15 protein-coding genes and 1 tRNA gene are annotated in these 17296 nt (G+C 62.1%); 8 read left to right on the top strand and 8 right to left on the bottom strand.

The features are described 5' to 3' along the window. Positions 1-9: 9 nt before the first annotated feature. From KAR29_RS04620 to KAR29_RS04645, 6 genes are all read right to left on the bottom strand, one after another. Entirely contained in the window at positions 10-1293 is a 1284-nt protein-coding gene (locus KAR29_RS04620; protein ID WP_274374459.1) for a TRAP transporter large permease, read from the bottom strand. Next, positions 1287-1796 (bottom strand): TRAP transporter small permease subunit, encoded by a 510-nt coding sequence (locus KAR29_RS04625; protein WP_274374460.1) that lies wholly within the window; start codon positions 1794-1796, stop codon positions 1287-1289. Before KAR29_RS04625 ends, KAR29_RS04620 begins: the two co-directional genes overlap by 7 nt. Before the next feature lie 246 nt (positions 1797-2042). Next, positions 2043-3041, bottom strand: coding sequence for a DctP family TRAP transporter solute-binding subunit (locus KAR29_RS04630; protein WP_274374461.1), 999 nt, complete (start codon positions 3039-3041; stop codon positions 2043-2045). A 37-nt stretch (positions 3042-3078) separates the two neighbouring features. Then, the gene (locus KAR29_RS04635) at positions 3079-4197 is read right to left on the bottom strand and encodes an isocitrate/isopropylmalate dehydrogenase family protein (RefSeq protein ID WP_274374462.1); all 1119 of its coding nucleotides are present in this window, start codon (positions 4195-4197) and stop codon (positions 3079-3081) included. Then, positions 4194-4712, bottom strand: coding sequence for a 3-isopropylmalate dehydratase small subunit (locus KAR29_RS04640; RefSeq protein WP_274374463.1), 519 nt, complete (start codon positions 4710-4712; stop codon positions 4194-4196). Before KAR29_RS04640 ends, KAR29_RS04635 begins: the two co-directional genes overlap by 4 nt. Then, positions 4702-6000 carry a 3-isopropylmalate dehydratase large subunit gene (locus KAR29_RS04645; RefSeq protein ID WP_274374464.1) on the bottom strand — a complete coding sequence of 433 codons (1299 nt, stop codon included), beginning with the start codon at positions 5998-6000 and terminating at the stop codon, positions 4702-4704. Before KAR29_RS04645 ends, KAR29_RS04640 begins: the two co-directional genes overlap by 11 nt. A gap of 428 nt (positions 6001-6428) precedes the next feature. On the opposite strand from KAR29_RS04645, the gene KAR29_RS04650 reads away from it, so the two are divergent. Then, entirely contained in the window at positions 6429-7739 is a 1311-nt protein-coding gene (locus tag KAR29_RS04650) for an ISNCY family transposase (RefSeq protein ID WP_274374465.1), read from the top strand. Between the two features lie 142 nt (positions 7740-7881). Continuing rightward, positions 7882-9267: an ISNCY family transposase gene (locus tag KAR29_RS04655; RefSeq protein WP_274374466.1), complete on the top strand. Its 1386-nt coding sequence runs from the start codon at positions 7882-7884 to the stop codon at positions 9265-9267. Positions 9268-9378: 111 nt separating this feature from the next. On the opposite strand, the gene KAR29_RS04660 is transcribed toward KAR29_RS04655, so the two are convergent. Next, the gene (locus KAR29_RS04660; RefSeq protein ID WP_274374467.1) at positions 9379-10560 is read right to left on the bottom strand and encodes a M20 metallopeptidase family protein; all 1182 of its coding nucleotides are present in this window, start codon (positions 10558-10560) and stop codon (positions 9379-9381) included. Positions 10561-11245: 685 nt separating this feature from the next. Here KAR29_RS04660 and KAR29_RS04665 point away from each other — a divergent pair. Both KAR29_RS04665 and KAR29_RS04670 read left to right on the top strand, forming a co-directional pair. Beyond that, complete coding sequence (locus KAR29_RS04665) at positions 11246-12697, top strand: sodium:solute symporter family protein (RefSeq protein WP_274374468.1); 1452 nt, start codon at positions 11246-11248, stop codon at positions 12695-12697. A 32-nt stretch (positions 12698-12729) separates the two neighbouring features. After that, positions 12730-13803 carry an Ldh family oxidoreductase gene (locus tag KAR29_RS04670; RefSeq protein WP_274374469.1) on the top strand — a complete coding sequence of 358 codons (1074 nt, stop codon included), beginning with the start codon at positions 12730-12732 and terminating at the stop codon, positions 13801-13803. A 51-nt stretch (positions 13804-13854) separates the two neighbouring features. Here KAR29_RS04670 and KAR29_RS04675 read toward each other — a convergent pair. After that, a tRNA-Met gene (locus KAR29_RS04675) sits at positions 13855-13931 on the bottom strand. 130 nt (positions 13932-14061) lie between these two features. On the opposite strand from KAR29_RS04675, the gene KAR29_RS04680 reads away from it, so the two are divergent. From KAR29_RS04680 to KAR29_RS04695, 4 genes are all read left to right on the top strand, one after another. Then, a complete protein-coding gene (locus KAR29_RS04680) occupies positions 14062-14766 on the top strand; it encodes a DUF554 domain-containing protein (protein WP_274374470.1) in 705 nt (234 codons plus the stop codon). A gap of 88 nt (positions 14767-14854) precedes the next feature. Next, entirely contained in the window at positions 14855-15028 is a 174-nt protein-coding gene (locus KAR29_RS04685; protein ID WP_274374471.1) for a hydrogenase expression protein HypA/HybF, read from the top strand. A gap of 294 nt (positions 15029-15322) precedes the next feature. Continuing rightward, positions 15323-16454, top strand: a protein-coding gene (locus KAR29_RS04690) for an IS3 family transposase (RefSeq protein WP_274372332.1) whose coding sequence is annotated in 2 segments (ribosomal slippage) — positions 15323-15591 and positions 15590-16454 — 1134 coding nt in all. Because the reading frame shifts where the segments join, the coding sequence is not laid out codon by codon here. Positions 16455-16532: 78 nt separating this feature from the next. Then, positions 16533-17276 (top strand): MBL fold metallo-hydrolase, encoded by a 744-nt coding sequence (locus tag KAR29_RS04695; RefSeq protein ID WP_274374912.1) that lies wholly within the window; start codon positions 16533-16535, stop codon positions 17274-17276. The last annotated feature ends 20 nt before the right edge of the window (positions 17277-17296 follow it).

The following is a 17296-nucleotide window of genomic DNA, read 5'->3' on the forward strand; positions in this document are numbered from 1 at the left end:
TCCTTTTTCCTATCCTTTCATGGCAGCGGGCAGCCAGAGGCTGAGCTGGGGAAAGGCGACGACGATGACGAGCATGACGACCATGATGAGGAGGAAGGGAAGGACGCCGTTGATGATGTCGGCCATCCGGGCCTCTTTGCTGATGCCGCTGATGACGTAGAGGTTGACGCCGACGGGAGGCGTGATGAGGGCCATCTCCATGTTGACGGTGACGATGACGGCGTACCAGATGGGGTCGATGCCCAGCAGCCCCAGCAGAGGAGCGACGAGGGGCATGGTGAGAAGGATGATGGAGACCGTCTCGAGGACACAGCCCAGGAGGAGCATGACGACGTTCATGGCCAGGATGAAGGCCAGGGGAGAGAGGTTGGCGGCGACGACGGAGTGGGTCAGGGCCTGGGGAATTTCGAGGAGCGTCATCACCTTGCCGAAGAGAAGGGCTCCGGCCATGATCATGGCGATCATGCAGGAGGTGCCCACGGAGCGAAGGCAGACTCCGGGAATATCCCTCAGACGGAGAGTCCTGTAGACGATGAGAGTCACGGCGAGGCTGTAGACGAGCCCCACGGCGGCGGCCTCGGTGGGCGTGAAGGCCCCCGTGTAGATGCCGCCCAGGATCAGCAGAGGAAGGACGATGCCCCAGATATTCTGGCGGGTCACGCGCCACCGTTCCTCCCAGGAGGCCCTCTCCATGGGGCGGAAGCCGCCGCGCCTGCTTTTCCAGACGGCATAGGCCATGAAAAGCCCCGTCAGAACCAGTCCGGGGACGACGCCGGCCATGAAGAGGCGCCCCACCGACTCCTCCGTGACGGCCCCGTAAAGGATCATGGGAATGCTGGGCGGGATGAGGATGCCCAAGGTCCCCCCTGCGGCGATGAGGCCGTAGACGAATCGGCGCTCGTAGCCCCTTTCCAGCAGGGCCGGGAGGGCCACGAGGCCCACCGTCGCCGCCGTCGCCGCGCTCGATCCTGTGATGGCGGCGAAGAAGGCGCAGCTGAGGATGGTGGCGATGGCCAGCCCTCCCGGGAGATGGCGGACCCAGACGTTCATGGCCTCGAAAAGACCGTCGCCGACCTTTCCCTCGAGAAGGATCTGGCTCATGAGAATGAAAAGCGGCACGGCGAGGAGGACGAAACTGTCCAGAGACGAAAAAAGGGTATGGCCGATGATGCCCGCCGGCAGGTCCTGGAGCCAGATAAGCAGGGCCGACGTGGAACCGAGGGAGAAAGCCACGGGCAGGCCGGCGAAGAGAATGGTCAGAAGCAGGGCTCCCACGGCGACGAGACTCAGCATGAGGCTCCCTCCTTCTTCATGCTTTCGACGAAGTGCGCCGTCGTCATGAGGGCGAACTGAACCGTCAGAAGGGCAAAACCCAGCAGAAGAGCCGACAGGGGAATGACGAGGGGAACGCCGAGAGGCGTCGGCGAATGTTTCTTGAAAAGAAGGGCCTTGGCGACCATGTCCCAGGCCTGGAGGACCACGACGGAACAGAAAAGAGTCCCGCCCAGGGAGGTCACAGCGGCCACGAAGGCCCGAAGGCGCCGAGGAAGACGGGTCACGACGAGATCGATGTGGACGTGACGCCCCTCCTGAAGGGCATAGGCCGATCCGGCCAACATGATCCAGATGAACAGGTAGGTGGCCGTCTCTCCCGCCCAGAGCGTCGGGGCGTTGAAGACATAGCGGGCGATGACCTCCCAGAAGAGGATGAATCCCATGAGAAGAATGCCCAGGCCGCTTGCGTAACCGAAGAAGCGATTCACTCCCTCGACCGTTTTTCTGATCGTCTTTATCATTGTCTACCTCCATCAAAGCCCGTCCGGATCCGCCGAAAGAGAACCCCGGAAAACTTCTTCCGGCTTCACCCTCCGCGACCGGCCGGGGCCTTTTTCGGAGCTGCCCCGGAAAGAAGGGCCTCACCTGTCTCAAGAGAGCGTTCTTTGAGATCGGGCCCTTTCGGGGCGGCGGCGTATCTCCATAAAGGCGTCCGCCCCGTCTCGACAGAGCCTGGGGCGGACGCCGCGTCTGAAAGGTACCGGCCCTTACTGGGCCAGGGCGGCCAGTTCCATCAGCCGCCGGCCCAGCTCTCCGCTTTCAGCGATGAAGCCGTCGCGGACCGAAGATGTGGCCTCGACGAAGGCCTGGCGCTGAGCGGCGTCGAGCTCGACGATTTCCACGCCCTTTTCCTTGAGGGCCGTCAGGGCCTCCGCCTCGGAACGGGCCATCTCGGCCCTGATCCAGGAGGCCGCATCCTTGCCGGCACGCTCGAGGACATCGCGCGTCGAGTCGGAAAGCCCCTCCCACCACTTGAGGTTGGACTGAAGGGCGAACTGGGCCGCCGAGTAGTTGCAGACGGTCATATACTTCTGAACCTCGTAGAGCTTGCGCGAGTAGGCGGCGGGAGCGCCCGTCGTCGAGCCGTCGACGGTGCCCCTCTGAAGGGCCATGTACATCTCCGTCGAGCTCAAAGCCGACGGCGTGCCTCCAAGAGCCAGCACGGCATCGGCCGTTCCCGTGCTGAAGGTGCGGATCTTGAGGCCCTTGAAATCGGCAGGGGCAAGGAGGGGGCGCTTGCTGTTGAGGAACTGGACGAAACCGTAATCCATCCAGAAGACGACCTTGCACCCCTTTTCGTTGAAGGCGCCGTCAAGCAGGGTTCCCGCCTCGGAATCGAGGAAGCGCTCGATGGAGGCCAGGTCGGCGAAGACGAAGGGAACGCCGAAGATGTCGGCGGCGGGAATCATGCCCGACCACTGGTTGACGGGGACGAGGCCCATCTCGACCAAGCCCTGCTGAAGGGCCTCGACGATCTCCGTGTCCTTGAAGAGCTGGGCCGAATGGAAGAGTTTGATCTCCACGTCACCGCCGGAGTACTCCTTCACCTTGGCGGCGAAGACCTCGGCCGCCTCGGAGAGGAAGTGGGAGGGGGGAAGCTGATTGGAAAGGCGGAAGGACTCGGCCGCCGAGGCGGCGAAAACCGCCGACAGGACCAGGGTCACCGCAAGAAGAAGGACGGAAAGGGCTCTTTTTTCTCTTTTCACGAAAATCATCTCCTCGAAAAAATAAAAAGCAAAAAGCTTATAGATGAGAGGCGACGGCGTCGCCGACGGCCGATGTCGTGCCCCGTCCGCCCATCTCCTCGGGGAGCTCGTCGGGACGTGCTCCGGCCAAAAAGGCTCCCACGGCCGCCTCGACGGAGCGGGCCGCCTCCTTCTCGCCGAGACAATCCAGCATGAGAGCCGCCGAAAGGATGGCCGCCAGGGGATTGGCCCGATTCTGGCGGGCGATGTCGGGGGCCGATCCGTGGACGGGCTCGAACATGCCCAGTCCGGCCCCGATGTTGGCTCCGGCGGCGACGCCCAGGCCGCCGCTGAGGGCCGCCAAAAGATCGCTGACGATGTCGCCGAACATGTTGGGACAGAGGACGACGTTCCACTTCCAGGGCGTGCGCACCAGATGGTAGCAGAGGGCATCGACGTTGATCGTCTCGAAGGTCAGGCCTCGTTTCTCCGTCTCGTCGCGGGCCATCTCCTCCCAGAAGCCGTAGAGCTGAGGCATGGCGTTGGCCTTCGTCGCCAAGGTAAGGCGCTTTTCGCCCCGGCCCAGGGCGCGTTCGCAGGCATCGGCCGTGATGCGCCGCACGGCCCCCTCCGTGGCGAGGCCGACCTGGAAGGCCGACCTCTGCGGCGTGGAAAAACGGACCCGCATCTCGCCCTCCATCGTGTAGAGGCCCCGCTCGAGGCCGAGGTCGACGGGCGATCCGCCGTCGCCGCCAAGGCCCACGTAGAAGTCCTCCGTGTTCTCGCGGACGACGAGAAGGTCCATCTCCCTGCCCTCCGGCAGGGGGACGGGAAGGGGGACGCGGGGGAAGGCCTTGGCCGGCCGGAGGTTGACGAACATGTCGAAGAAGAACCGGAGCTTCAGGAGAATGCCCCGCTCCAGGATGCCCGCCTTGACGCGGGGATCGCCGATGGCCCCGAGAAGAAGGGCCTGGCAGGACTGGAGTTCGTCCAGAACCGATTCGGGCAGAATCTCACCCGTCTTCAGGTAATGCTCGGCACCGAAGGGATAGTCGACCCAGGAGAGGCCGAATCCCTTGGCCGAGGCGACGGCCTCGACGACCTTGCGGGCCTCGGCGACGACTTCGGGACCGATGCCGTCGCCGGCCATCTGGGCGATGCGGTAGGAGCGGCTCATCGTCTGGCCTCCTCTTTCTTCTTCTCCTCCAGACGGCGGCGGACGAAGGGGGCGAGACCTCCCGCCTCGACCAGCTCCTGGAGAGAGGGGGGAAAGGGCGCCACGGAGAAGGTGACGGCCTTCGTTCTGTTCTGCACCGTCCCCGCCCGGGCGTCGACGACGACGACATCTCCTTCCTCGATGGAGGCCGCCGCCTCGGGCGAGACGACGATGGGCAGCCCCACGTTGAGGGCGTTGCGGAAGAAGATGCGGGCGAAGGAGGAGGCGATGACGCAGGAGATCCCCGCCCCCTTGATGGCCAGGGGGGCATGTTCGCGGCTGGAGCCGCAGCCGAAATTCTCGCCTCCGACGATGACGTCGCCTGAGGCGATCTTGTTGACGAAGTCGGCGTCGGCATCTTCCATGCAGTGCTTGCCCAACTCGACGGCGTTGTCGGTGACGAGATAGCGGGCGGGGATGATCACGTCCGTGTCGATGTCATCGCCGAAGCGCCAGGCCCGGCCCTCAATGTTCATCGCCTTCGACCTCCTTCAGTTCCTCTTCGCTCAGGATTTCCCGGGGATCGGTGATGTGCCCCGTAAGGGCCGTCGCCGCCGCCACGAGGGGGCTGGCCAGGTAGAGTTCGCTCCCGGGATGGCCCATGCGTCCCACGAAGTTGCGGTTGCTCGTCGCGAGGCAGCGCTCGCCCGAGGCGAGAATGCCCATATGGCCGCCCAGGCAGGGTCCGCAGGTGGGCGTGCAGACGACGGCGCCCGCTTCGGCGAAGGTCGTCAGGTAACCTCGGCGGAGCGATTCGGACCAGACCTCGTAGGAGGCGGGAATGATGATGCAGCGCAGTCCGTCACGAACCTGACGCCCCCGGAGAAGGCGGGCCGCCAGGGCCATGTCGCGGAGACGGCCGTTGGTGCAGGAGCCGATGAAGACCTGATCGACGTCCACGCCGGAGGCCTCGCCCACGGAGCGGACGTTGGCCGGGGAGTGGGGAAAGGCCACCTGAGGTTCGAGAGAGGTCACGTCGATTTCGACCGTCTCGGCGTAGAAGGCTCCCTCGTCGGGGAAAAGGGCCGTGAAGGGACGCGCGGCCCGGGCCCCGGCATAGGCGAGCGTCTTCTCGTCGGGGACGAAGAGGCCCGCCTTGGCTCCGCCCTCGACGGCCATGTTGGCCACGGTGAAACGGTCGTCCATGGGGAGATCGGCTAGGGCCCCTCCCTCGAACTGGAAGGCCTTGTAGCGGGCTCCCTGAGTCCCGAGACGGCCCAGAAGGGCCAGGATCAGGTCCTTTCCTGTGATCCAGGGACGACGCCTTCCCGAGAAAAGAACGCGGACCGTCGGCGGGACCATGAGCCACGACTCGCCCAGGGCCCAGACGGCGGCCAGATCCGTCGACCCGACTCCCGTCGAGAAGGCCCCCAGGGCACCGCCGGTGCAGGTATGACTGTCGGCGCCGAAGACGAGATCGCCGGGGAGGATGTAGCCCTTTTCGGGAAGAAAGGCATGCTCGACGCCGACGCGCCCCACTTCCCAGTAGAGCATGCCCTGATCCTGAGCGAAGAGGCGGGCCGTCTTGGCCTGCTCGGCGGCGGCGATATCCTTGTTGGGCGTGAAATGATCGGGGAGAATGGCGCAGCGCTCCCTGTCGAAGACCTTCTCGGCACCCATGTCGCGGAAGGCGTTGATGGCCGGGGCGCCGGTGATGTCATTGGTGAAGGCGAAATCGACCTTGACGGAACAGATGGCCCCCACGTCGGCGGGATCGGGGCTATGGGAGGCGATGAGGGCCTCTGCCAGCGTTCTTTTTTTCACTCCATGTCACCTCTTTCACGTTTTTCGACGGAACGGGACGCTCTCGGACTCAGCTCGGCTCGGACGTGACGGGAAGCCCCCCTTTGAGCAAATTCCACGCATGAAGACGAAAAAGGCCGGGGTCCCTCTTCTGGGATCCCGGCCCTCGGACGCCGAAAGGCGCGCGGAGGCACGCCTCAGACAGCCTCGGGGGAGACCCCGAAGCCAATAAGTCGCCGCACGGAAGAGAACACCTTTTGTTGGAACATAACCCGATCTCCCTCCCGTCGAATTAACTGCAAGGCCCCTCAGGAAATTGTGACGTATCCTAACGCCGCAGGTCCAATCTGTCAACCCCGGTTTCGGGCGATTGTCGCCGGACAATGGTATTGTCACTCGTGAAGAGGACAGGGAAAATGTCACTTATGACGACCAGGAGAGACCTACTCATGAAGACAAAAGAAGCAAGGCGCTTGGGGTTGGTGGAAGAGGCTGTCGCGGGCAACCTGACGGTTCAGGAGGTGGCCGATCGGCTCGGTCTGAGCCGCCGTCAGGTCTTTCGGCTCAAACGACGCTACCGGGAAGAAGGAGCGCAGGGGCTCCTGCACAAGGGACGAGGCAAACCGTCCCGGCGCAGAATCTCTCAGGAGACACGGGATTTCGTCGTCAGTCTGGCCAAGGGTCTTTACAGGGATACGAGCTGTCAGCACATGGCCGAACTCCTTGCCGAAGAGCATGATCTCGTGCTGAGCGCCAAGAGCATCGCCCGTTTCCTTCGCGCGGAGAACCTGTCCCTCGTTCATCGCCACCGGGCCCCGAAGCGGCGTTCCCGCAGGGTCCGACGGTCCCGACGAGGCGATCTGGTCCAGATGGACGCCTCTCCTTTCGATTGGTTCGAGATCGGTGAGCGTTGCACTCTCCACGGCGTGGACGATGCCACAGGAGAGGTCCTCGGTCTGTGGATGGCCAGGAATGAGTGCCTCTTCGGCTACTTCCGCGTGCTCCGTCAGATGCTTGATCGCCACGGCGTGCCTCGCGAGCTTTACGCCGACCGCCACACCATCTTCCTTTCTCCCAAGTCGGAAAAACTGACGATCAAGGAGGAGCTGGAGGACTCGGCGCCTGTAACCCAGTTCGGCCGCGCTCTGGAGGCTCTCGGAACTCGCTATGTCCCTGCAGGGTCTCCCCAGGCGAAGGGGCGGATCGAAAGGCTCTGGGGAACTCTTCAGGATCGTCTCGTCGTCGCCTTCCGACTGGCCGGAGTGAAAACGATCGAAGAGGCCAACGTCCTGCTCGCCGCCTACCCGGGAGAGGTCCATAACCCGAGGTTCGCTCGTCCTCCCGCAGAGGGGGCATCTGCCTTTCTCCCTCCGCCGGACGGACCCGCTCTCGATCTCCTCCTGACTCGCCAGACCGACCGGAAGGCCTCGGGAGACTCGACGATTTCCCTCGACGGAAAACAGTACGCCCTGATAGGCCCCCGCAGACGCCCCCTGCTTCTTGCCAGGGGACAGGCGGTCAAGGTCATCGAGAAGCTCGACGGGAAACTCCTGGCTCTTGTCCATGACGGGCTCTACGATCTCGCAGCCGTCGACAAAGAGCCCCCTGCGACTCCCCCGCCTGTCATCGAGACGAAGACAGGCACTCCATGCAAAACGAAGAAGCAGAGGAAGCCGGCGGCAGACCATCCCTGGCGACAGAATCCCGCTCCTCCTGCCGCGGCGGTCGGCTCCGAGCAAGGGACGGGTTCCCCTCCCTAGAAGGACCTCCGCCGCGGAGGAAAGCCAAGGCGGGCTGTTGACGGGGGCGATTTCAGCCCCTCGAAAGCGACACTTTCATTGTCCCTCAGACCCTCTTTTTAGATGACATTTTTAGTGTCCCTTGACACCCCGGTTTCGGGCGATGTCGCCGGACAATGGTATTGTCACTCGTGAAGAGGACAGGGAAAATGTCACTTATGACGACCAGGAGAGACCTACTCATGAAGACAAAAGAAGCAAGGCGCTTGGGGTTGGTGGAAGAGGCTGGGGCAACCTGACGGTTCAGGAGGTGGCCGATCGGCTCGGGCTGAGCCGCCGTCAGGTCTTTCGGCTCAAACGACGCTACCGGGAAGAGGGAGCGCAGGGGCTCCTGCACAAGGGACGAGGCAAACCGTCCCGGCGCAGAATCTGTCAGGAGACACGGGATTTCGTCGTCAGTCTGGCCAAGGGTCTTTACAGGGATACGAGCTGTCAGCACATGGCCGAACTCCTTGCCGAAGAGCATGATCTCGTGCTGAGCGCCAAGAGCATCGCCCGTTTCCTTCGCGCGGAGAACCTGTCCCTCGTTCATCGCCACCGGGCCCCGAAGCGGCGTTCCCGCAGGGTCCGACGGTCCCGACGAGGCGATCTGGTCCAGATGGACGCCTCTCCTTTCGATTGGTTCGAGATCGGTGAGCGTTGCACTCTCCACGGCGTGGACGATGCCACAGGAGAGGTCCTCGGTCTGTGGATGGCCAGGAATGAGTGCCTCTTCGGCTACTTCCGCGTGCTCCGTCAGATGCTTGATCGCCACGGCGTGCCTCGCGAGCTTTACGCCGACCGCCACACCATCTTCCTTTCTCCCAAGTCGGAAAAACTGACGATCAAGGAGGAGCTGGAGGACTCGGCGCCTGTAACCCAGTTCGGCCGCGCTCTGGAGGTTCTCGGAACTCGCTATGTCCCTGCAGGGTCTCCCCAGGCGAAGGGGCGGATCGAAAGGCTCTGGGGAACTCTTCAGGATCGTCTCGTCGTCGCCTTCCGACTGGCCGGAGTGAAAACGATCGAAGAGGCCAACGTCCTGCTCGCCGCCTACCCGGGAGAGGTCCATAACCCGAGGTTCGCTCGTCCTCCCGCAGAGGGGGCATCTGCCTTTCTCCCTCCGCCGGACGGCCCCGCTCTCGATCTCCTCCTGACTCGCCAGACCGACCGGAAGGCCTCGGGAGACTCGACGATTTCCCTCGACGGAAAACAGTACTCCCTGATAGGCCCCCGCAGACGCCCCCTGCTTCTTGCCAGGGGACAGGCGGTCAAGGTCATCGAGAAGCTCGACGGGAAACTCCTGGCTCTTGTCCATGACGGGCTCTACGATCTCGCAGCCGTCGACAAAGAGCCCCCTGCGACTCCCCCGCCTGTCATCGAGACGAAGACAGGCACTCCATGCAAAACGAAGAAGCAGAGGAAGCCGGCGGCAGACCATCCCTGGCGACAGAATCCCGCTCCTCCTGCCGCGGCGGTCGGCTCCGAGCAAGGGACGGGTTCCCCTCCCTAGAAGGACCTCCGCCGCGGAGGAAAGCCAAGGCGGGCTGTTGACGGGGGCGATTTCAGCCCCTCGAAAGCGACACTTTCATTGTCCCTCAGACCCTCTTTTTAGATGACATTTTTAGTGTCCCTTGACACCCCGGTTTCGGGCGAGAAAGGCCAGGGCCGAGGCGGCGTAGTAGGCCACGCCGCAGGGAAGGGCCCTTTCGTCGATGTCGAAGCGAGGATGATGATGGGGCCATAGGGCGGCCCCGTCGCTGCCGACGCCCAAGAAGGCAAAGTGAGCCGGGACATGGCCGCCGTAAAAGGCGAAATCCTCGCTGACGGCGACGGGAGCCATGGAGACGATCCGATCGGCGCCAAAAAGGGCCGCGACGACGGAAGAAGCCGCTTCGGCAAGCTCGGCATCGTTCGCCGTCACGGGACAGAGCTCGTCGTAGGTCACCATCGCCTCGGCCCCGAAGGCCGAGGCCGTCGACTGGGCGACACGTTCCACGCGAGCCCGGGTCCCCTTCTGAAGCTCTTCATCGAAGGCGCGCACCGTTCCTTCGATGCGCCCCTCCCCTGCGATGATGTTCCAGAGGGATCCGCAGCGCAGCGTCCCAAGGGAGAGGACAAGGGACTTGAGGGGATCCGTCTCGCGGCTTACGACGGTCTGGAGGTTCATGACGACGGCGGAAGCGGCCACGACGGCATCGACGGTCTGATGAGGCTTTCCGGCATGACCGCCCCGACCTCGGATGTCGATGGCGAGGCGATCGCAGGAGGCCATGCGAGGCCCGGCCTCGACGGAAAAGGTTCCCGAGGGGAGATCGATCCAGACATGAAGACCGAAGAGGGCCTCGACACCCTCCAGAGCGCCGCCGTCGACCATCAGGCGGGCTCCGGCCGAGATCTCCTCTCCGGGCTGAAAAAGGAGACGGACCGTGCCCGCAAAGGACCGTCGCCGCGCGAGAATCCCTGCGGCTCCGAGGAGCATGGCCGTATGGGCATCGTGACCGCAGCCATGCATCAGCCCCGGGCGACATGAGGCATAGTCTTTTTCGCTTTCCTCCTGAAGGACGAGGGCGTCCATATCGGCCCTGAGGGCCACGACAGGTCCGTCAGCGTCGCCGACGATGTCGGCGACGACGGCCGTCTCCCCCAGGCGGCGAGGAGCCAGTCCCAGGCGTCGCAACTCCCTCTCGACGGAAGCGGCCGTCTCGAATTCCTTGAGGCTCTCCTCGGGATGACGATGGAAATGGCGCCTCAAAGTCCGAACCTCTTCCTCCATGGACAGGGCCTCAAGAGCGATCTCTTTCATGGTCCTCCTCCTTCCCTGACAGGGGCCTTGAGCCTAGCCCTCCCGCTCCTGCCTGTCAATCGGCGGGATATCCGCCTAGATCGGCAGGCAAAAACAGGATGGAAGTCCATCGGCCCGGCCAGGAGGCGCCTGAAGGGCGGAGTCGACGGCCTCGACCCCGCGCCGGCGAGATGATTGGAACGGACCTTGAATCGGCGGATCCGACGGAGCTCCCCTTGAAGAGCCCGCGGATCCAGGGTGACGCTTTTCGATTGGCTTTCTATTGAGTAGTGGAACGGGAGAGCCTTTTAAGATGCCATCAATATCACCTCGTTGGTGTGGGTTTGGGTGTGGTAACCAAAACTCTATCGCCGCTCTAGCAGCGGTGCCAACGAGGTCTTTCTATGTCTTTAGCCTGCGGATCCAGGGAAACAGGAGAGACTTGACAGAAGGACACAGGGGAGAGTAAGGTGCTTGAGCGCGTCATGCAGCAATATCACCGTTCCGGGGAGGTGTCGACCTTGTCCTGCAGGAAACCGCTTCAGACCTCTCGATTTTATTTTTATTACGTTGTCGCGGGGAGCCTGCCTGGTCTGGTCGGCGTCTGAGATGACGTGGACAAGAAAACCGGCGGGCCCCCTCAGGGGGTCCGCTTTTTTGTTCCCGTCCTTATCGAGTGGAGTTCGAGAAAGGAGAGAGAAGAAAGGTGAACGTACAACTTGTCATTTTGGTGATTTACGCCATCGTTCTGGCCGCCATTTCGGCGGCGGCCTCGAAGTTGAGGCAGAAAAGCAAGGGAGAGGCCCTGGAATATCTCCTGGCCGGGAGAAGGCTGCCGGCCGTCGTCGTCGCCGCCATGCTAGCCGGTCTGGCCATAGGAGGCGTCTCCACCGTAGGCGTCGCGCAGGACGCCTACAACCGGGGCCTTTCGGCCGGCTGGTACAACGCGGCCTGGGGCATCAGCGGCATCGTCGTCGGTCTTTTCGCCGCCTCCTTTTTCCGCCGCAGCGGCGTCACGACCATCCCCGAAATGATGGGACGTCTCTACGGTCGCAAGGCCCGCTTCGTCGGAGCCCTGGCCCAGATCCTGGTCCTCATGGTCATCACCTCCCTGCAGTACGTGGCGGGAGGCGCCATCCTGACGGCCATCCTTCCTGCCGTCTTCACCTTCAAGACGGGCATGATCGCCACGGCCCTCCTCTTCGTCGGCATCGCCTTCATCGGCGGCTACTGGGCCGGAGGGATCAGCAACATCCTCAACGTCGTCGTCATCTATGTGGGCATCATCGCCGCTCTCATCGCCGCGACGGGGCAGTTCGGCGGCTGGGACAACGTCGTCGCCGCCCTTCCTCCCGACAGGCCCTGGTTCGACTGGACGGCCGGAGCGGGAGTGGCCGTCATCGCCGCCTGGATGGTCGTCATGCTCACTCAGGCCTTCTCTCTCCAGGCCGTCTCCCAGATCGCCTTCGCCGCAAAAGACGCCCCGACGGCCCGTCGCGGCTTCATCCTCGGCGGCATCATCATCCTTCCCGCCGGCTTCCTCTGCGCCCTCTTCGGCGTTCTCGCCGCCGCACAGTTCCCCCACCTGGAAAACGCCGCCATGGCCCTGCCCACCTTGGCGACGGCCATCAATCCCCTCATCGGCGGCCTCTTCCTGGCCGGACTCTGGGCTGCCGACATCTCCACCGCCGTGGCCCTCCTCCTGGGCAGTTCGACTCTCGTCGTCGAGGATATCGTCAAATCCCTGCTGCCTGAAAAAAGCTGGAGAGGGCGGGAGATGTTTCTCTCCCGCACCGTGATCCTCGTCGTCAGTCTCGGGACCTTCTTCCTGGCCCTGACGGCGGCCGATATTCTCAGGACGGTGACGACGGCTCTGGCCATAACGGCCTCCTTCACCCTCCTCATCCTCTCTCGCCTTCTCGTCCCCTCTCTATGCCGTCGAGCCAACGGATTCTGGACCATCGCCACCTCCCTTCTCGTCTGGCTCCTCTGGACCTTCGTCCCCTCCTTCCGCATCACGCCCCACATCGTCTACCTCGAATGGCCCCTCTGCCTGACGGCCTTCGTCCTCTCCTCCCTCCTCGGCCGGGAGGGACTGCCCGCGGAGGAGCTCTCTCCGTCGGAACTCACCGTCGCCCCCGCCGCCGAAGGGGAGTAAGATAGCTTCCAAACCCCAAAGGAGATGGTCCCGTGATCACCTACGACACACTGAAGACCCTTGCGTCCCACATCCTTCAAGGTCTCGGCTATGGCGCCGAGGCGGCCGATCTGACGGCCCGCGTCCTCGTCGAGGCCGACGCCAGGGGCGTCGCCTCCCACGGAGTGGCCCGCCTCGCCTTCTACGAGAGCAACCTCAAGGGCGGCGTCGTCGACCTCGAGGCGACGCCGGAGATCGTCCACGAGACCCCCCTCTCCCTCGTCGTCGACGGCCACGGAGCCGTCGGCCCCATCGTCTCCCGCTTCGCCATGGACCGATGCCTCGAAAAGGCCCGGGCAGTGGGAGCGGGCTTCGCCTCGGTGCGCAACTCCAACCACTACGGCATGGCCGGGCTCTGGGCCGAAGAGGCCGCCGCCGAGGGGATGATCGGCCTCTCCTTCACCAACACCCGAAGCTGCGCCATCGTCACCTTCGGCAAGAGAAGCCTCATGGGGACCAACCCCATCGCCGTGGCCATCCCCACGGGCGAGGAGCCTTTCCTCCTCGACATGGCGACGACGACGGTGGCTCACGGCAAGATCGAAGTCTGCGACCGCCGGGACAAGGCCATGCCCCTGGGCTGGGCCGTCGACGAAGAGGGACGGGGAACGACAGACGCCCATCTCGTCGTCGATCACTTCCACAAGGGCGTCCCCTACGGAGGCCAGCTCTATCTCGGAGGCGAGGGGGAGCTCCTCGGTGGCCACAAGGGCTACGGCTTGGCCCTGCTCGTCGAACTCCTCTGCGCCGGCCTCTCCCTGGGGAGCTGGAGCCCGCGCATCTACGGCGAAAGGGGAACGAAAAACGGCATCGCCCACTTCTTCGCCGCCCTTCGCCTCGACCTCTTCGGCGAGAGGGAGGCCATAGAGAGACATGTGGCCGCCATCCTCGACGAGATCCGCCGGAGCGAAAAGGCCGAGGGGGAATCGCGCATCTACATCCACGGCGAGAAGGAGAGAGAAAACCGCCGACGGGCCCTCGAAGAGGGCATCGACCTCGACGAGGCCACGAGAGACCTCCTGGCCCGCTACTGTCAGCGTTTTGCTCTCGCCTGCCCCTCCTTCTGAAGGACGAAAAAGAGGCCCCTGTCGAAAGACAGGGACCTCTTCGTGAAGACTTGGTTGCGGGGGCAGGATTTGAACCTGCGACCTTCGGGTTATGAGCCCGACGAGCTGCCAAACTGCTCCACCCCGCGGCGTTGAGGGCTACAGTTAGGCATTATAGCACAGATCGGCAGAAAGACCAGAGGCAATATGAAGAAAATTCCCCTTTCCTGCCTGACGGGTTTCGACTCACAGGAAAGGCAGAAGACCAGGAGGCCTCACATGAAGGATCTTTTCGCCCATCTGCCCGCAGCGGGCACGCTCGTGAACGCCCTGGCCGTCGTCATCGGCAGCACGGCAGGGCTTCTCATCCGATCCAGACTGCCGGAGAATCTCATGAAGGCCATCTTCCAGTCCATCGGCCTCTTCACCCTCTTCCTGGGCGTCCACATGGCCTCTCAGACGGGAAACTTCCTCGTCCTCATCTTCAGCCTCGTCCTGGGCTCCATCCTGGGAGAACGGATCGACCTCGACGGTCTCCTCCAGAAGTTCGGCGAGGTTCTCAAAAAACGCTTCAGCAAGGGCAACGACCGTTTCGTCGAGGGCTTCATCACGGCCTCCCTCCTCTTCTGCACGGGATCGATGGCCATTCTGGGGGCCATCGAAGAGGGGCTGGGCGGCTTTCCCAACCTGCTTTTCGCCAAATCCCTCCTCGACGGCGTCTCCTCTTTGGCTCTGTCGGCCTCCCTGGGACTGGGCGTCCTCTTCGCCGCCATCCCTCTCGTCCTTTACCAGGGTAGTCTCACCTTCTTCGCCGGAGCGGCCCAGACCTATCTCTCCCAGGCCGTCATCAACGAAATGAGCGCCGTCGGCGGCCTCATTCTCCTCGGACTGGGACTGGTCATCTTGGACATCAAGGCCATCAAGGTGACGAACATGCTGCCAGGTCTGATTCTGGCCGCCCTCATGGCCGCTTTCTTCCTCTAGGCGGGCCGGGGCTGGATTGCGGCTGCCTCTTTCGCTATAATGGGGACGTAAGCTTTTCTATGAGAAAACCTTACGGGAGGTGGCCTAGGTGCGCAAGTTCCGTTGTCTCAGTTGCAGGCATGAATTCGAAGCGGCTCCCAATGTCGTTCCCGCCCACTGCCCCAAGTGCTACAACCGCTACGTCGAACTCGTCGAGGGACCGGCCGTCAAGGGCAAGTCCTGGGGCAGCAAGAGCTACAGCGTGGCCCCGAGGAAGAGTTAGGTTCCAGGAGTGCGCCGCTGAAAGGACAGGGGAGAGACGGCCATGCCGTCCCTCCCCTTTTTTCGGATTTTTCGGTGGAGGCAAGATGATGTACGAATTAATTCAACTGGGTCAACGAAGCTATTACATCAACAGCCCTGTCAAAGTCGGGGTTTACAGGAACAATGAAACCGAAGTCTGTCTCATCGATAGTGGGAACGACAAAGATATAGTGGACCCCGAAAACTGGACCACGAGCTAAGTTGCAGTTGAAGTCGGGCTGTATCATAGGGTCCCAGAAAGAGAGGGGACATCATGGCAGCCAAGCGACAGAGGCGTTCAGCGGAGTTCAAAAGCAAAGTAGCCTTCGCTGCCCTGAAAGGGGATAAGACCCTGGCTCAATTGTCGGGTGAGTTCGAGGTTTCCGCCGTCCAGATCGGTCAGTGGAAGAAGCAGCTTCTGCAAGGGGGTCCGGAGATCTTTCAACGCAAAGGCACTCCGATGGATGTCGAGACGTCGATGGCCCCCCTCTACCAGGAGATCGGTCGGCTCAAGATGGAGCTCGACTGGCTCAAAAAAAAATCAGGCGCTGACGCTTGAGGGAAAGCGGACCTCCATCGATCCCGAGCACCCTTCGATCAGTGTTCGTCGGCAATGTGACCTCCTTGATCTTAACCGGTCCAGCTTCTACTACGCGAGCTCTTCCGCGACGGAGACGGCGGAGAACCTTGAAATCATGGAGCTCATCGACGGCCGGTACACCTGCGCCCCCTCTTACGGGAGCCGCCGGATGACGGCCTGGCTGCGTCGACAGGGACAGGACGTGAACCGCAAACGGATCGGACGGCTGATGAGGCTTATGGGGCTCGAAGGGATTGGCCCCAAACCGGGAACCAGCAAGCCTCACCCCGAACATGAGATTTATCCCTACCTGCTCCGGAACGCCGTCATCGTCAGACCGAATCAGGTCTGGAGCACCGATGTCACCTACCTCCCGATGAGTGGCGGTTTCATGTACCTCGCGGCCGTCATCGATTGGCACAGCCGCTTCGTTCTCTCCTGGGAACTTTCCAACACCCTGGACGCAGAGTTCTGCGTCGTCGCCCTCGACAGGGCCCTTCGGCAGGGAACGCCGGAGATCTTCAACACCGACCAGGGCTGTCAGTTCACCAGTAAGGCCTTTCTGTCTCTGCTCAAGGAAAAGGAGATCCGGATCAGCATGGACGGTCGTGGCAGGGCCCTCGACAACATCTTCGTGGAACGCTTCTGGCGGACCCTCAAGTATGAGTGGCTCTACTTGAACGACTACGAGCGGGTCCGCGATCTCCGCTGCGGCCTGCGGGAGTATATGGACTTCTACAACGACGAAAGGCTTCACTCCTCACTGAACTACAGGACACCGCGGGAGGTTCACTTTGCCGACCGGGAGGGACCGATGGCGGTCTGACTTTAACTAACTTCGGGCCTCAAATGGTCTTGACAATGGGGTCCACCATAAGAGGCCGGCAAAAAAATACTCAAAATACTGGAAAGCAACGACTGGAAGTTGGGATGCATCATCAACACCCACTCCAACGCCGATCACATCGGAGGCAACAACTACCTCCAGCAGCACACAGGCTGCACGATATTCTCCAGCGGGATAGAAGTCGCCTTCTCCAAGTTTCCGATCTTAGAACCGTCCTTTTTATATGGGGGGTACCCGTGTAAGGATCTACGGCACAAGTTTCTTCTAGCTGCTGAAAGCAACGTCATTGATCTGACTAGCGAAAATTTTCCCAAGGACTTGCACGTCATTCCTCTTCCCGGCCATTTCTTTCATATGGTAGGAATTCGTACACCAGACGACGTCGTATTCCTTGCAGACAGCGTTAACAGCGAAATGATACTCGAAAAATATCAAATTTCCTTTATTTACGATGTCAGTAAATATCTAGAAACGCTTTCCATGATAAAAACCATTCAAGCTGAAATTTTTGTTCCAGCTCACGCGGAAGTCACCCGTGACATCAGGCCTCTAGCGGAACTAAACTACAAAAAAATAATGGAAATATCGGAAAAAATCCTGGAGATATGTCGGCAACCTCTCTGTTTCGAGGACATCCTGCAAAAAATTTTCGCTGCCTATCAGTTGACAATGACCTTCGAGCAGTATGTCCTTGTAGGAAGCACGGTCCGCTCCTATCTCTCCTGGCTGAAGGACGAGGGCAAATTAAATGTCCAATTCAAGGAGAACAGGCTCCTCTGGCAGGCAAAGTCGGGTTCCTGAAGGGGACCTCGCCGAAAACG

The sequence above is a fragment of the Aminithiophilus ramosus genome (genome assembly GCF_018069705.1).
Lineage (GTDB): Bacteria > Synergistota > Synergistia > Synergistales > Aminithiophilaceae > Aminithiophilus > Aminithiophilus ramosus.

What these genes read in the sequence shown, in the direction of transcription:
- KAR29_RS04680 (WP_274374470.1), top strand. Translation starts at nt 14,062, where the DNA reads ATGAAGGATCTTTTCGCCCATCTGCCCGCAGCGGGCACGCTCGTGAAC.
- KAR29_RS04650 (WP_274374465.1), top strand. Translation starts at nt 6,429, where the DNA reads ATGAAGACAAAAGAAGCAAGGCGCTTGGGGTTGGTGGAAGAGGCTGTC.
- KAR29_RS04620 (WP_274374459.1), bottom strand. Translation starts at nt 1,293, where the DNA reads ATGCTGAGTCTCGTCGCCGTGGGAGCCCTGCTTCTGACCATTCTCTTC.
- KAR29_RS04625 (WP_274374460.1), bottom strand. Translation starts at nt 1,796, where the DNA reads ATGATAAAGACGATCAGAAAAACGGTCGAGGGAGTGAATCGCTTCTTC.
- KAR29_RS04655 (WP_274374466.1), top strand. Translation starts at nt 7,882, where the DNA reads ATGTCGCCGGACAATGGTATTGTCACTCGTGAAGAGGACAGGGAAAAT.
- KAR29_RS04635 (WP_274374462.1), bottom strand. Translation starts at nt 4,197, where the DNA reads ATGAGCCGCTCCTACCGCATCGCCCAGATGGCCGGCGACGGCATCGGT.
- KAR29_RS04660 (WP_274374467.1), bottom strand. Translation starts at nt 10,560, where the DNA reads ATGAAAGAGATCGCTCTTGAGGCCCTGTCCATGGAGGAAGAGGTTCGG.
- KAR29_RS04640 (WP_274374463.1), bottom strand. Translation starts at nt 4,712, where the DNA reads ATGAACATTGAGGGCCGGGCCTGGCGCTTCGGCGATGACATCGACACG.